At 68.4% G+C, this 14529-nt stretch carries 12 protein-coding genes; 1 reads left to right on the top strand and 11 read right to left on the bottom strand.

Translation table 11 applies throughout. The features are described from left to right. Positions 1-13: 13 nt before the first annotated feature. Positions 14-1282 (bottom strand): lipase family protein, encoded by a 1269-nt coding sequence (locus ACWPXK_RS06245; RefSeq protein WP_454195012.1) that lies wholly within the window; start codon positions 1280-1282, stop codon positions 14-16. Positions 1283-1529: 247 nt separating this feature from the next. On the opposite strand from ACWPXK_RS06245, the gene ACWPXK_RS06240 reads away from it, so the two are divergent. Beyond that, positions 1530-2168 (top strand): cysteine hydrolase family protein, encoded by a 639-nt coding sequence (locus ACWPXK_RS06240; RefSeq protein WP_454195011.1) that lies wholly within the window; start codon positions 1530-1532, stop codon positions 2166-2168. Here the strand turns inward: ACWPXK_RS06240 and ACWPXK_RS06235 are convergent. The 10 genes from ACWPXK_RS06235 to ACWPXK_RS06190 form a co-directional block, all read right to left on the bottom strand. Continuing rightward, a complete protein-coding gene (locus ACWPXK_RS06235) occupies positions 2146-4470 on the bottom strand; it encodes an ATP-dependent DNA ligase (protein WP_454195010.1) in 2325 nt (774 codons plus the stop codon). The two genes, ACWPXK_RS06240 and ACWPXK_RS06235, sit on opposite strands and share 23 nt — an antisense overlap. A gap of 47 nt (positions 4471-4517) precedes the next feature. Next, positions 4518-4724: an antitoxin gene (locus tag ACWPXK_RS06230; protein WP_454195009.1), complete on the bottom strand. Its 207-nt coding sequence runs from the start codon at positions 4722-4724 to the stop codon at positions 4518-4520. A gap of 39 nt (positions 4725-4763) precedes the next feature. Next, the gene (locus ACWPXK_RS06225) at positions 4764-5906 is read right to left on the bottom strand and encodes an MBL fold metallo-hydrolase (RefSeq protein WP_454195008.1); all 1143 of its coding nucleotides are present in this window, start codon (positions 5904-5906) and stop codon (positions 4764-4766) included. Beyond that, entirely contained in the window at positions 5906-6634 is a 729-nt protein-coding gene (locus ACWPXK_RS06220; protein ID WP_454195007.1) for an enoyl-CoA hydratase, read from the bottom strand. Before ACWPXK_RS06220 ends, ACWPXK_RS06225 begins: the two co-directional genes overlap by 1 nt. Positions 6635-6823: 189 nt before the next feature. Continuing rightward, positions 6824-7711 carry an aldo/keto reductase gene (locus ACWPXK_RS06215; RefSeq protein ID WP_454195006.1) on the bottom strand — a complete coding sequence of 296 codons (888 nt, stop codon included), beginning with the start codon at positions 7709-7711 and terminating at the stop codon, positions 6824-6826. A 102-nt stretch (positions 7712-7813) separates the two neighbouring features. Continuing rightward, positions 7814-9421, bottom strand: coding sequence for a carboxyl transferase domain-containing protein (locus ACWPXK_RS06210; protein WP_454195005.1), 1608 nt, complete (start codon positions 9419-9421; stop codon positions 7814-7816). A 51-nt stretch (positions 9422-9472) separates the two neighbouring features. Then, complete coding sequence (locus ACWPXK_RS06205; protein ID WP_174371998.1) at positions 9473-10075, bottom strand: GTP-binding protein; 603 nt, start codon at positions 10073-10075, stop codon at positions 9473-9475. Beyond that, entirely contained in the window at positions 10056-10430 is a 375-nt protein-coding gene (locus ACWPXK_RS06200; RefSeq protein WP_014981573.1) for a DUF742 domain-containing protein, read from the bottom strand. The genes ACWPXK_RS06205 and ACWPXK_RS06200 overlap by 20 nt, the downstream gene beginning before the upstream one ends. A gap of 7 nt (positions 10431-10437) precedes the next feature. Further along, positions 10438-10851, bottom strand: coding sequence for a roadblock/LC7 domain-containing protein (locus ACWPXK_RS06195; RefSeq protein WP_011207200.1), 414 nt, complete (start codon positions 10849-10851; stop codon positions 10438-10440). Continuing rightward, the gene (locus tag ACWPXK_RS06190) at positions 10848-14522 is read right to left on the bottom strand and encodes an ATP-binding protein (RefSeq protein WP_454195004.1); all 3675 of its coding nucleotides are present in this window, start codon (positions 14520-14522) and stop codon (positions 10848-10850) included. The genes ACWPXK_RS06195 and ACWPXK_RS06190 overlap by 4 nt, the downstream gene beginning before the upstream one ends. Positions 14523-14529: the final 7 nt, after the last annotated feature.

Raw genomic sequence — 14529 nt, 5'->3', positions numbered from 1 at the left:
TCGCCGATCCCACCTATCGCGAATGACACCCGGGAGCGACCGGTATCCCCGCGAACCGGTCCGCGAGAAAGTTCATCGCCCCCGGCGCCTCGCCGATCGCCGCCGGATTGTGGGTGGGCAGCATCGAGTGCACCGAAGTGAGGTTCGCTCCCTGGGCGCAGTAACGACCGATCAGGTCGGTGAATCCCGCCACGGGAATCACGTCGTCGGTGATGCTGTGGTACAGGTAGGTCGGCACGGTCGGCGCGCTGCCGCCGAGTTCCTGTGCGTCGGTGGCGGCCAGAAAGGCCGGATGCGACAGGAGGTCCGGAACCGTGGTGAAGTCGCCAACGCGCGCCCCGAGGTACTTGGGCACGAGATCGGACCCACAGGCAGCGCTGTTTTCGATCAGCGCCGCCTGCCCACGATCGTTGAGCAACTCCAGCACGCCCGCGCCGGGATCGTTGCGGGCGATGGCGAACAGGATGAGCAATGCCAGCCCGGCCTGCACGGTGCCGTCCGCGCGGCGGGCGATCGCCGGCCAATCCGCCGGAACGCCACCCGAGGTGATGCCGGCGAACCGAACGTCCGGCGCGTACTCCGGCTGTAGCTGCGCGGCCCACAGCGTGGCGAAAGCCCCGCCCGAATAACCCCAGGCGCCAACAGGAGTGCCGGGTCCGAGTCCGGCCGCAGGGAAGTCGCGGGCGGCCCGGATGCCATCCAGCACACCGCGTCCGGAGTTGACCCCGTCCAGGAACCGGGACTGCGGTCCCTCGTAATCGCTGACCACGAGCGCCCACCCGCGCCGAAGCGCCTCCGCCATGAACGGCGTATCGATCAGCGTATTGACCGCGCCGGTATCCCAGCCTCCGCGCAGCGCGTAGGACGGCGCGCACCGGGTGCCGAGACTGTCCTCGGGGACCTGATACGACAGCAACGGCCGCGCTCCAGGGCCGAGCCACGGCAGCATCGGCACCAGCACGGTCGCCACATAGGCCGCGGGGCGGTCGCTGGAGTCGGTGGTCCGATACTTCACCTGCCATGCCGAAATCGGCAGGGGCAGGCCGAACAACGCGATCGGACGCGCGTCGAGAACAGCGCCGTTCCAGAACGAGCCGAGGTCGGCGGGGGCCGCGTAGAACGGGTCGTGGTCCGGGGGCGGCAGCTCGGCGGACGCCGCGGGAAGGCAGCCCCAACCGAGAATCAGAACGACCAGGGCGGATAGCATGGCGCGCAGAACGGCCGCGCGCGCAGGGCGATTACGCGTCTGCTCGGTGACAGGCGCAGCGTGAATATCCTTCATCAGGGCCTCCCCACTCCAGCGAGGCCACAGTGCGCGGGTGCCGTCGGCGCCGACTCACTCCCGCCTCTGGTCATCAACGCTACTGCCGTATCATCCGCCCGGCAACGGTCGATCGGAGGTCATACCCATCGCCGCGGATGTCCGCCGCGGCTGGCTACAGTGATCCGAAAAAGCCCCTAGCGCAATCGAATAACCGACAGGTACCGCCAGCCCGCAGCGCGGGCGCGACGAACAGGAGTAGCCGAGCATGCGGCATGGCAACGGACTGGACATCCCCGAAGGGCTCGCCGACGTGTGCGCCCCGGACCGGATGGCGGTACTCGTCTACGACATGCAGGTCGGCGTGCTCGGCCAGCTGCCGGACGGCCCGGAGATCATCGAACGCGTGGTGCAGGTGGTCGACGCGGCGCGCTCCGGTGGCTACCCGGTGGTCTTCCTGCGCCATTTCTTCCTGCCCGAGCGCCTCAGCGGCGCCTTCGCGCTGCGCATGGCGATGAACTGGCAGCAGGTGGACTCGGTGGACAAGGTGCGGTTCATCCTGCAGCGCGACACTCCGGCCTTCGAGCTGGTCCCCGAACTGCGGCCGCGCGAGGACGAGGTGGTGTTCGACAAGACGTCGATGTCGGCGTTCGAGGGCACCCCACTCGCCTCGATGCTGCGCGACCTGCGCATCGGCGCCTACGCGATCGCGGGCGTCGCGCTGGAGATCGGCATCGCCCCCACAGTGACGCACTCCACCGATCTCGGTTTCGTCCCGGTGGTGATCAGCGATGCTTGTGGCGGCCGGGACAAAGCGGCTATGGCGCGCGCCTACGATGACTTCGAATTCCAAGGCCACGCGTTGGTGACCGATATCGCGACCATCACCCCACTGCTCGCGGGCTAGCGTCACGCACGCCCGGTGCCTCGCCGACCCACGCCGGGTGCCACAACCGTCCCGCCTCGGTCCAATTCATGAACCGCACGCTGCCGCCGAGTTTCGGCGTCACCCACACCGCCTCCTTGCGCTCCTCGGCGGTGAGGTCGTTGTCGAACGGAGAGGTCTTTCGTTCCAGCTTGCGCAGCCGGGCGGCCAGATCCCGCATGTCCGGCTCACTGAAACCGGTACCGACCCGCCCCACGTAGTACAACCGCCCGTCGTGCGGAATGCCGACCAGCAGAGATTTGAAATTCCGTGCCCCGCTACGCCGCCAGCCGCCGATCAACACCTGCTGGGTACGCCAATTGCGCTGCTTCACCCAGGAATGCCCGCGCTTGCCCGGCAGGTACACCGAATCCTTGCGTTTGGCGACCACACCCTCCAAGCCGTGCTGCTGGCTGTAGCGCAGCGCCGCCGCACCCGGCCCGTCCAGTCGCGGCGGCACCACTATCGAGGGGGCGTTCGCGGCCAGTGCCTCCAGCACTCGGCGGCGATCGGAATATCTTTTGCGTACCAGGGAGGTGCCGTCCAGATACAGCACGTCGAAGGCGACGAACACCGCTCGCGCCGCACCGGCCTGCAGCAGACCGAGATTGGCGACGCCGTGATCGTCGAAGACCACCGCCTCACCGTCCAACACCACGCTGTGCCCGGAGAGTTCCCGCGCCAACACCGCGATCCCGGGATAGCGATCGGTGACCACGTTCCCCGCCCGGCTGCGCAAGGTGATCGCACCGGAATCGATCTCGGCGATCAGCCGGAACCCGTCCCACTTCGTCTCGAAGCACCACTCGTCGGCGTCGAGCTCGGCGACGTCTCCTGGTGTCGCCAGCATCGGCGCCAGCCCGCGCGGAAGCGGCGAAGACGCGCTCGACGGCCGGATGATCCGCCCGGCACCGGGCTCGTCCCGATCCTCGGCGCCGTTCTGCGCACGCATCAGGTGCATCAGCCACTGGTTGCCGTTGGTCTGGATCAGCGCATACCGCCCGGTCAAACGCTTGCCGTGGAACTGGATGATGACCTCGTCGTCACGCCATTTCTCCGTGTCGTAGGTGCCGGAATCCCAGATCGTCATTTCGCCGGCGCCGTACTCGCCCTTCGGGATGGCGCCATGGAAATCGAGATACTCCAGCGGATGGTCCTCGGTGTGCACCGCGAGCCGGTTCTGATCCGGCGAGGTGGGCGGCCCCTTCGGCACCGCCCAGGACACCAGCACCCCGTCGCGCTCCAGCCGCACGTCCCAGTGCAGCCGGCGCGCACGGTGCTCCTGCACCACATAACGGTTGTTCGCGCCCGGCTCGGGGGGCTCGGGCGGTACCGGCTCGGGCGTACGGGTCGGGTCCCGCATCGACCGGTACTTCGTCAACGCGTCCGAACCGCTCCGCTCCGAGTCGCCCTGCGCTAGCGGTGGGTCCAGCTCCGCGAGCAGATCGCCATCCGCCCGGTACCTGGCGAGTACCTCGTCGAACCGCAAGTGCCGCAGCTTCTTGGGGTTCTCGATCTCCTTCCAGCTACGTGGCGCGGCGACGTTCGGCTGCTGCCGCCCGCGCATCGAGTAAGGCGCGATGGTGGTCTTGGCCGGGTTGTTCTGACTCCAGTCCAGGAAGACCTTCCCGCCCCGAGCCGATTTCGCCATCGTCGCGGTGACCAGATCCGGATGCAGCCGTTGCAGATTCGTGGCCACCTGCTTGGCCACGGTGGACGCGCCATCCGGGCTGAGTTCCCGATCCAAGGGCACGTAGAGGTGAATGCCCTTGCTGCCGCTGGTGACCGGGAACGCATGCAACCCGATCCCCTCGACCATGTCGCGCAGCATGAGCGCTACCTCGGCGCATTCGGCGAGGCCCGCTCCTTCGCCCGGATCCAGGTCGAAGACCAACCTGGTCGCCGGACCCATCCGATCGTCGTCGAAACGCCATTGCGGCACATGGACTTCCAGCGCCGCTTGCTGACCGACCCAGGCCAGACCGGCCTCGGAATCGATCAGCGGGTAGACGACCTTGCGGTCGGAATGGCGCATCGTACGACGCTCCACCCACGACGGTGCGTGCGACGCGAGATTCTTCTCGAAGAAGGACGGCTCGTCCACCCCATTGGGCCAGCGCTTCCGGGTGACCGCTCGTCCCGCGATGTGCGGCAGCATGGCGGGTGAGATCGCCGAATAGTAGGCGATGACTTCGCCTTTGGTGGTGCCGGTGGCCGGGTACAGCACCTTGTCGAGGTTGCTCAGCTCAACCTCGATACCACCGAACTCGCGGCGGGCCACCATATTCGCAGTGTAGCGGCGGAGACCCCACGACGGTCTCCGCCGTCGGCTCAGGCGTGCGGCCCGGACTGATCCGGCGGGACCACCTTCTTGGCGGCCTCCTTGCCTTTGGCGATCTTGTCCGTGTACTTGCCGTGCGTCTTCTGGTCGATGAAGTCACCGGCCTTGTCGATCCCGTGGTTGATCTTGTCGGCGTTCTTGGCCGCCGCGTCCTTCCCCTTGCCGACCAGGCCTTTGAGCGTGTCCGCGAAACTCATCGCCGTCCATCCTTCCTGTAGCCAACTAGCCGGAGTCGTTCAACCAACATTCTCCCACCAGGAATCCCCAGGGGGCGCGCTCATCGGGTCCACACGCTGACCCGGCATCGGTACCGCGACGGAGGTACCCGCCGACCTGGCCGCCGCCACCATCCGCCGGACCGGCTCCGACCAGCCGTGGAAGGCGAGGTTGAAGGTCGCCCAGTGGATCGGCACGAGCAGCCCGTGGCCGGGATCGCCGGCGCACAGATCGGCGTGCGCCCGGACCGCCTCTTCGGGGTTCATATGCACGTCCGGCCAGCGCGCGTCGTAGGCGCCGATGGGCAGCAGCGTCAGGTCGAACGGACCGAGCGCCGCGCCCGCCGCGGCGAACGCCTTCGTGTATCCGGTGTCGCCGCCGAAGTAGACCCGCCGCGTCGGACCGACGATCGACCACGAAGCCCAGAGTGTGGTGTTGCGGAGCAGGCCGCGTCCGGAGAAATGCCGCGCCTCGGTGCAGGTGAGGGTCAGATCCGTGCCGTCCCGATCCCGGCCCAGTCCGGCGAGCGAGACGGAAGCACCCCAATCCAATTCGACGATCCGATCCTCCGGGACACCCCAGTGCCGCAGGTGCGCGCCGATGCCGACCGGCACGAGAAAAGGCGCGCTCTGCCCAACCACCAGTTCCCGGACGGTCTCCTTGTCCAGGTGGTCGTAGTGGTCGTGCGAGATGATCACCGCGTCGACCGGGGGCAGCTCGGACAGCGGCTGCGGCACCGGGTGCATGCGTGCGGGCCCGACCAGCGCCGAGGGCGAAACCCGTTCGCTCCAGACCGGATCGGTGAGGATCCGGTACCCGTCGATCTCGATGAGCGTCGTGGCGTGGCCGTACCAGGTGACGGCGAGAGCGGCCGCCGCACTCGGCGGCCGTGGAGTGTGCAGCGGAATGGTTGCGCGCGGCCTGCCCGCGTTGCGCTGGGTCAGTGCCGAGATCAACAGCGACGGAGCCGAACCCGCGACCACCTGGCTACTGGGTTCGGTGTTGTGGAACTGACGATTTCGGTAGCTCGTCGCGCCCGCCGCGTAGGGCTGGATCGCCGAGATCGAAGCGCCCATCGCCGATGGGATACCCCACACCGCCCGGGCCACCCACGTGATGCCGAGCGCACCCGCTGCGGCGCCCGCGATACGTCGAATGCCCATCATCGCCCCACGAACCTCGCGGCGCGCTTTTCCTGCCTGGCCAAACGTCCCTCCTTGGCGTCCTCACTCGTCCATGCCGCCTCCAGCGCCGCGCGCTGCTGAGCAGTGTCCGGATCACGCGTCCCGTCGTCGTTGAGCACCAGCTTCATGTGGCGCAGCGACAGCGGCGCCAAGGCCGCGATCTGCTTCGCCCAGGCCTGCGCGTCGTCGAGACCGCCGACCCGGTTGGCGAACCCGAAGGTGTAGGCATCCTCGGCCGAGATCGGCTCCGCCCCGAGCAGCACGGTCCTGGCCGGACCGCCGCCGATCAGCGCGGCCAGCCTGCGCACGGTCCACCGGTCCACCGTGATGCCCAACTTCGCGGCCGGGATCGCGAGATACGCCTCCGGCGCCATCACCCGCAGATCCGAGGCGAGCGCCAGCTGCACGCCCGCACCGATCGCGGCGCCGTTGAGCGCGGAAATCACCGGGATCGGCGCCGATTCGACAGCGTGCAGCATCTCCAGCAGGCCGGACAGGAAATCACCTGAGTACACCCCGGACAGATCGGCGCCGGCACAGAAGACCGAACCGCGCCCGGTCAGCACGATGACCCGCGCCTGGTCGGCGACGGCGGCGAGAACGGCTTCGCGCAGCCGTGTCACGAGTTCGTAATTGAGCGCGTTGCGGCGCTCCTCCCGCTGAAGTTCGATGGTGACCACGTCACCATCGCGGCTGACCCCGAGCATGCGACCTCCCCAGCTGAACGTCCGTCTGGTTCCTTCACTCTGCCATAGGAAAGATCAGCTGGTGCTGGCCCGCCTCTCCGAGTATCTAGGCCGTACTAGTTAGGTGGCGCAGTATTTGCGTACAGGTCCTGCGTTGGGTGCCGCTCGGGTTCTGGGCGTGCCCGGTGAGTTACCCATGTCGTCACGAAATCAGTTGCCCAGTTGATGGGGGGCGGGGGGTGCGGCGGGGGAGTCCACGGTGAACGTATCCGGGTCCGCACCGGTGCGCGAACCGCTGTCCAGCGCGGTGATCGCGTTCATCTGCTCCGGGGTGAGCTCGAAGCCGAACACGTCGAAGTTCTCCGCGATCCGCGATGGCGTGACCGACTTCGGGATGACGATATTGCCCAGCTGCAAATGCCAGCGGATGATCACCTGCGCCGGCGTGCGACCGACTTCGGCGGCCACCGCGGTGATGGTGCTGTCGTCGAGCACGGTGCCCTGAGCGAGCGGGCTCCACGCCTCGGTGGCGATCGCGTTCGCGGCGTGGAACTCACGCAGTTCCCGCTGCGCCAACCTGGGGTGCAGCTCGATCTGGTTCACCACCGGGATCTCGCCGGTTTCGGCGATGAGCCGTTGCAGGTTCGCGACCGTGAAGTTCGAGACGCCGATCGACCTGACCCGCCCCTGCGACTTCAGCGCCTGAAAGGCGCGGAAAGTATCGATGAACCGGCCCGCCGCGGCGACCGGCCAGTGGATGAGGTAGAGGTCGAGGTAGTCCAAGCCGAGCCGGGCCAGGCTGGCGTCGAAGGCGCGCAGCGTGGAGTCGTAGCCCTGATCGGAGTTCCACAGCTTGGTCGTCACGTAGATCTCGTCCCGGGGCAGTCCGTATTCCCGGATCGCACGACCGGTGCCCTCTTCGTTCCCGTAGATCGCGGCGGTGTCGATGCTGCGATAGCCCACCTCGAGCGCGGTGGTGACCGCCGGGAAAGCATCGTCGGCGGGCACTTGGAACACGCCGAAGCCGAGCTGCGGGATCACGTTCCCGTCGTTCAGCACGATCGGGGGAACGGTGCTGGTCTCGCTTCTGAAGGTCACATTCCGACGGTAGAAGTGCGGCGGCGAACCGTCAATCACGCGCTCGGGTGTGTTGGCCTGCAATTTGCTGGATGACCTGGAGGTTCGGGCGCTTCGCGATGATCACTTCGCGGCGCCGGGCAATCCCAATCTCCGGTAGCGCGCCTGTCGCGCAGCGAGCACCTCCGATTCCGGCCGGGCACGCAGGTTGGCGAGTTCGTTCGCGATCGCCGCGACTATTCGGCGGGCGAAGTCCACCGGCTCGTCCGCGGCATCAGGAAGCTCAGGCACGATGCGGTCGACCACACCGTCGGCGAGCAGATCGGCGGCGCTGATCCTTTGGGCCGCAGCGAGTTCCGGAGCATGGTCGGTGTCGCGGAACACGATGGCGCTCGCCCCTTCCGGCGGCAGCGGAGCCAGCCAGGCGTGCGTTGCGGCGAGTACCCGGTCGGCAGGCAGCAGCGCCAGCGCGCCACCGCCGGTGCCCTGGCCGAGCAGCACCGAGACGGTCGGGGTGTCCAACGTCACCAGATCCGCGATGCAGCGGGCGATTTCGGGTGCGAGACCCCGTTCCTCGGCTTCCTTCGAGAGCGCCGCGCCCCCGGTGTCGATGACCAGCACCAGCGGCAGCCGCAACTCCTGAGCAAGCGCCATGCTGCGCCGCGCCTCACGCAGAGCGGCTGGACCCATGGTGTTCTCGCCTTGTTGACCGCGCCGGTCGTGCCCGAATACCACGCACGGTTGCCCACGGAAACGTCCCAGCGCGAGTACCGCGGTTCGATCCGATTCACCCTGGCCGGTGCCGCTGAGCGGAACCCTTTGCGTCACATGACGTAAGAGATCGCGAATGCCCGGCCGCTGCGGACGCCGCGAGATCAAGACCGACTGCCACACCGGATTGTCCCCGGATCGACTCGTCGAATCCGCACGCCGGAATTGTTGTGTCCCAATAGAATCACGAGCCGCAGCCTCCGTAGGCGCTGCCACTGGCGGCAACGTTGGAGGAGACGCAGCAATCGCCCGCACGGCGGCATCTCGTAGCGCAGTCGAATCGGGCTGCTGGACGCCACTGAACACGCTCAGCGCGCGGTGGGCGATGCGACGAAAAACGGGTATCGGCAACACGCCGTCGATGACGCCGCGATGGTACAGGTTCTCCGCGGTCTGCACGCCTTCCGGAAACGGTTTGCCGTACAGGGCCTGGTAGACCCGCGGGCCGAGAAACCCGATCAGCGCACCGGGCTCGGCGAACGTGATGTGCCCCAGCGAACCCCACGAGGCGAACACGCCGCCCATCGTGGGGTTTCGCAGGTAGACCAGGTAGGGATGACCACCCGATTTATGCGCCGCGACCGCACCGGCGATCTTCACCATCTGCACGAACGCGACGGTGCCCTCTTGCATCCGGGTGCCGCCGGAGGTCGGTGAAGCGATCAGCGGCAGCCCGAGTTCGGTGGCACGCTCGACCGCCGCGACGATCCGCTCCGCCGCGGCGACGCCGATCGAACCGGCCAGAAATCCGAACTCGCAGGCGATCACGGCCACGCGACGACCGCGCAGCAGCCCCTCCCCCGTGAGCACGGATTCATCGGTACCCGCCGCCACCATCGCCGCCCGCAAGGCTTCGCGGTAGCGCGGGGTCGCGGCCACCGTCACCGGCGGCCGGTCCCAGCTGACGAACGAGTCCGTATCGAGCAGTTGCCCCAGAAACTCCCGCGCCGAAGTACGCACCGGGCGAGCCTATCCGGCCCTACCCGGCGCGTCGGCGTGCCGCGCGAGCACTCAGTAGCCCTGCATCACCTTGCGTAGGGCGTACTCGGTGAGCGCCACCAGCGCCTGCTTGGCGGGCTCCCGGCGCCGGGCATCAATGGACAGGATCGGCACATCGGCGGGCACGGCGAGCGCCTGCCGAATGTCCTCGATCGGGTACCGCGGTGCGTCGTCGAACTCGTTGAGCGCCACCAGGAAGGGTAGGTTGCGCGCTTCGAAGTAGTCGACGGCCGCGAAGCTGTCCTCCAGCCTGCGGGTGTCGACCAGCACCACGGCGCCGATGGCGCCGCGGATCAGGTCGTCCCACATGAACCAGAATCGATACTGGCCGGGCGTGCCGAACAGATACAGCACCAGATCGTCGGCGAGGCTGATGCGGCCGAAGTCCATCGCCACGGTGGTGGTGGACTTCATCGGAATGCCGGTCAGGTTGTCGATCCCGGCACTGGCATTGGTCACCAACGCCTCGGTGCGCAGCGGAACGATCTCCGAGACGGCACCGACCAACGTGGTCTTCCCGACGCCGAAGCCACCCGCGACCACGATCTTCGCCGATGTCGGCTTGCTGGTGCGGGTGTCGACCTGTGCCGTCGAATCAAATACGCCGGAGTCCACTGAGAACCCTTTCGATCAGCTCGCGACGTTCATCGTCGCTGGAATCGTCTTTCAATGTCGCCGAAACGCGCACGTGTCCGGCCTCGATCAGGTCGGCTACGAGCACGCGGGCCACCCCAATGGGGATACCCAGTCTGGCTGCTACCTCGGCAACGGACGGCGATTCTCTGCACAACTCCACGATTGACGTCTCGATGTTGGTCAGTTCGAACTGCCGCTCGAGGGCGACCGGATGCGATGCGACGAGGGCTTCCAACGCCAACTCGACCGCAGGCCTGGTCCGGCCCGCGGTCAGCGAGTACGGGCGTACGAGGCTCGGCTCGGCGCTTCCCACGCGGTGATCTTCTATGTCCATCCCACCATCAGGAACCCATCGTGACGCGTGGCGTGGCCTGAACAGTCTGGCCAACCCGCTCGACCAACAGAGCCATCTCGTAGCCGACCTGACCGATGTCACACGAAGTGTTGGTCAGCACCGCGAGATAGGAACCGTCGCCGACAGCCATGAGTAGCAGGTAGCCGTGCTCCATCTCGACGACGGACTGCAGCACGGTGCCGCCCTCGAATAGATTCGAGACGCCGACTGACAGGCTGGCCAGACCGGCCGTCACGGCCGAAAGCTGTTCGGCGCGGTCGACGGGCAGCTGGGCACTCGCGGCCATGAGTAGGCCGTCAGCCGAGACCAGGACGGCATGGGCTACGCCAGGAACCTCGTTGGCAAAGTTCGAAACCAGCCAATCCAGCTGACGGTTCGTACCACCTAGATCGGGGTTCATCGGTCTCCTTTATCTCCGGTTAGGTTCATTGCTCTCATTGCGCGGCCATCCCGGACGCCCTGCTGGTGACGACTCAAGCTGGACCTGATCGTTTCTGGATCGCGACGCGGCGCCCGATCGGCCACACCGCTGACACCACCCGGGACAAGCCTTACGCCCGGATTGCGTTGCGGCAACCCGGCAGCCGTCCGCGTCTCGGGCTGCGCCTCGCTCGCCCGGCGAGCCGCCTGCCACCCTTCGTCGCCCGGCGACTCGAAGGAGGCGGCCATCTGCGAGCGATCCGAGCTGGGATCCGACAGCCATGCCGACATCATTTCGGCGAAGATCGGCGTCGATCCCATCGACGAGTCCGACTCGGCCGCGGGCTGCAGCCTGGTCTGGAAGAACGAGGCCGTCTTCGCCGGGTTGGACCGGTAGCTGTGCTTGCCGGGATCACGCCCGGTCGTAGTGGCCGGCTGCTCACCGCTCGCGGCATGCTGACCACCGCGATCGCGTTGCGGCAGACCGATTCCCGGCGGCACGGGCTGACGCTGCGGCGCTTGGGCGCCCGGCTGCCGCTGCGGCAGGCCGGTCAACCCGCTCTCCCGCTGTGCTGGGCTCGCCGGCGCCGGCGGACGCTGCGGCAAACCACCCAGCGCCGACTCACGCTGCGGCAAACCGCCCGACGCCGACTCACGCTGGGGCAGGCCGCCGGCGGCCGACTCCCGTCGCGGCAGTCCGTTGACCGAGGGCAACGCACCCGAGCTCGGTTCGCGCTGCGGCAAACCGTTGCCGGATTCGCGCTGCGGGAGACTGTGGGCGCCGGAATCGCGCTGCGGCAAACCGCCGGGCGTCGCGTCGCGCTGAGGTAGGTTCGGCGCGGACTGCCGGGGCGGTAGGCCGGTGCTGCCCGGCTCACGCTGCGGCAAACCACCCAGCGCCGATTCACGCTGCGGCGCACCGTTCGACCCCGGCTGACGCTGCGGCAAGCCAGTGGCGCCCGGCTCGCGCGGCGGCAGACTCGTGGCGCCCGGCTCACGCTGGGGCAAACCACCCAGCGCCGACTCCCGCTGCGGCAAACCACCGGAAGCCGACTCACGCTGCGGCAAACCACCCAGCGCCGACTCCCGCTGCGGCAAGCCGCCCGACGCTGACTCACGCTGCGGCAAACCACCAGAAGCCGACTCACGCTGCGGCAAACCACCCAGCGCCGACTCCCGCTGCGGCAAGCCGTTCGACGACGCGTCGCGTGGCGGAACACCGTTCGATCCCGGCTGACGCTGCGGCAGACCGACGCTCGGCTGCGGCACGCCGGCGGCGCCCGGCTGCCGCTGCGGCAGTTCACCCGAGTTCGGCTCACGCTGCGGCAGACCCGAGCCTGCCTGCTCCGCCGGACCACCCGGCTGACGCGGCGGCGGACCGCCGGGACCGAGAGTGCGCTTGGGCAGGTTGGCCGCGGCGAGCTTGCCGCGCTGGGGACCGCCGGCCGCTTGGCCCGGCGCGGAACGCAGGCTCGCGCCCGACTGCTGTCCGTCCGAACGCGAACCGGACGACATGGACGTACCCGGCTGCCGCTGTGGCAGACCGCCAGGACCGGTGGGAACCGGCGCGCTGGGCGGCGCGGCGGGCGCGGGGGCCGCGGAGTCGGTGACCGGAATGGGGCCGCTGACCCCGGGATCCACGGTGACCATGACATTGCCCCCCGGAGTGCGCGTGACCGCCCGCATCTGCATGGACGACGGCGCCGACGGACGCTGCGGCTTGACGGGCTGCGGCGAGGGCTGCGGGGTGACGGGCTGCCCCGCGATCGGCTTACCCGCGACGATCAGTCCGACCGGCACGTGCACGGTCACGGTCACGCCTGGATCGCGAGCGGTGTCGAAGGTCGGGCGCAACCGCACGGTGAGGCCGTGCCGCTCGGCGAGCCTGCCGACCACGAACAGACCCATGTGGCGGGCCGTGTCGGGCCCTGGCTCGGCGGTCTGCTCCAGGCGCCGGTTGATGTCGGCCATCTCCGCGGGCGGCATACCGATGCCACGGTCGGCGACCTCGATGAGCAGGCCCTGGTCGTGTGCCTGCGCGAAAGTGAACTTGACGTCGGTCTCCGGCGGCGAGGCGCGCAGCGCGTTGTCCAACAGCTCGGCGAACAGGTGTGCGAGGTCGGAGGCGGCCGGCTCTTTCAGCGAACCGCGCGGCGTGGCGCCGAGCTTCACGCGCTCGTAGTCCTCGACCTCGGAGATCGCGGCACGCAGCACGTCGGCGATCTCGACCGGAGCGGACTTGGCGCGGCGCTGCCTGGTACCCGCGAGAATGAGCAGGTTGTCGCCGTTGCGGCGCATACGAGCCGCGAGATGGTCCAGCCGGAACAGGTTTTCCAGCAGGCGCGGGTCCTTCTCGTCGTACTCCATCGCCTCGATGAGGGTGAGCTGATGGTCGACGAGCGACTTGGACCGCCGCGCCAGGGTCTCGAACATGTCGTTGACCTGCGAACGCATCTTCGCCTGCTCGCTCGCCAGACGCAGCGCCTGGCCGTGGATGTCGTCGACCGCGCGGGCGAGCTGGCCGATCTCCTCGGTGCTGCGCACCGGCATCGGTTCCAGCGGAACCTCTTCCGGCGCGGCGCCGTTGCGGAGCTGGGCGACCTCCTGCGGCAGGTCGCTTTCGGCCACGCGCAACGCGGCCAAGCGCAGCCGGTGCAGCGGGACGATCATCGAGCGGGCGACGAACACCGCGAGCAGGAGCGCGGCGAGGATGGTCGCGATGACGACCGCGGTATAGGTCCACGCGTCGCGCTGGGCCGTGGACACCAGCGACTGCATCGCGGAGTCGATGTCCTTGGTGGCCTTGCCGACGACGTGCTCGTAGACCGCGAGGCTGTCGGTCAGCGACTTCTTCAGGTCACCGACCGGGAGCTGGCCCGCCTGGGACTGCGGGCTGGTGAGCAGCGCGATCCTGGTGTCGATGCCTGCGCGCAGGTCGGCGATCGAGGTGTCGCCGTCGGAGAAGCGGTGCGCGAGCACGTTGAGCAGCGCCCGCTCGGTGTTGGCCGCGATCATGAAGCTCTGTACGCCGGCCTGCTGGCTGCGCAGCACCTCGGGGAAGGCCGCGACTTCGTTGACCAGAGCGGCACGGGTGTTGAGCGAGTCGACCAGCCGCAGTTTGGCCACGTCCACAGCGGTGTCGCTGACCTGGCCGACCGTGTTCTCGACGATGCGCACGCTGTCGTTGCGGACGCGGTCGATCAGCGCGAGGGTGTCCGACGGGGGGCCGGTGGTGACCGCTTTGCCCTGGGCACGCACGCCCTTGGCCTGGGTGAGCATGCTGTCGATGGCCTCGCGTGCGCCCGGCACGCCGTCGAGCTTGCCGATCGACTTCTCGGCGTTGGCGATCGCCTTGTCCAGATCCGCGAGGTTCTGATCGGTCACGACGGACTGGTTGGTCCCCAGCGAGATCATCTGCGAGGCCGCGGTGGTCGCGGTCTGCGCGCTGAGGCCGGTGACCACCGGGATGGCGGCCACGTTCTCGGAGATGTCGGCGAGCCGGTTCGATTCCGCGAACTCCGACGAGATCCTGGACACGCCGAGCCCGACCGCGACCGCCAGCGGCACGGCGAGTACCGCCGTCACCTTCCAGCGCAGGTCCCAGTTGCCGAGCGCCCAGCGCTTACTGCCGGACCTAGCGGCGTCACGCATGTCCCAC

The organism is Nocardia sp. Marseille-Q1738 (assembly GCF_965283145.1).
This window is presented reverse-complemented; position numbering and strand designations above follow the sequence as displayed.

What these genes read in the sequence shown, in the direction of transcription:
- ACWPXK_RS06195 (WP_011207200.1), bottom strand. Translation starts at nt 10,851, where the DNA reads ATGAACCCCGATCTAGGTGGTACGAACCGTCAGCTGGATTGGCTGGTT.
- ACWPXK_RS06245 (WP_454195012.1), bottom strand. Translation starts at nt 1,282, where the DNA reads ATGAAGGATATTCACGCTGCGCCTGTCACCGAGCAGACGCGTAATCGC.
- ACWPXK_RS06230 (WP_454195009.1), bottom strand. Translation starts at nt 4,724, where the DNA reads ATGAGTTTCGCGGACACGCTCAAAGGCCTGGTCGGCAAGGGGAAGGAC.
- ACWPXK_RS06220 (WP_454195007.1), bottom strand. Translation starts at nt 6,634, where the DNA reads ATGCTCGGGGTCAGCCGCGATGGTGACGTGGTCACCATCGAACTTCAG.
- ACWPXK_RS06235 (WP_454195010.1), bottom strand. Translation starts at nt 4,470, where the DNA reads ATGGTGGCCCGCCGCGAGTTCGGTGGTATCGAGGTTGAGCTGAGCAAC.
- ACWPXK_RS06225 (WP_454195008.1), bottom strand. Translation starts at nt 5,906, where the DNA reads ATGGGCATTCGACGTATCGCGGGCGCCGCAGCGGGTGCGCTCGGCATC.
- ACWPXK_RS06240 (WP_454195011.1), top strand. Translation starts at nt 1,530, where the DNA reads ATGCGGCATGGCAACGGACTGGACATCCCCGAAGGGCTCGCCGACGTG.
- ACWPXK_RS06190 (WP_454195004.1), bottom strand. Translation starts at nt 14,522, where the DNA reads ATGCGTGACGCCGCTAGGTCCGGCAGTAAGCGCTGGGCGCTCGGCAAC.
- ACWPXK_RS06200 (WP_014981573.1), bottom strand. Translation starts at nt 10,430, where the DNA reads ATGGACATAGAAGATCACCGCGTGGGAAGCGCCGAGCCGAGCCTCGTA.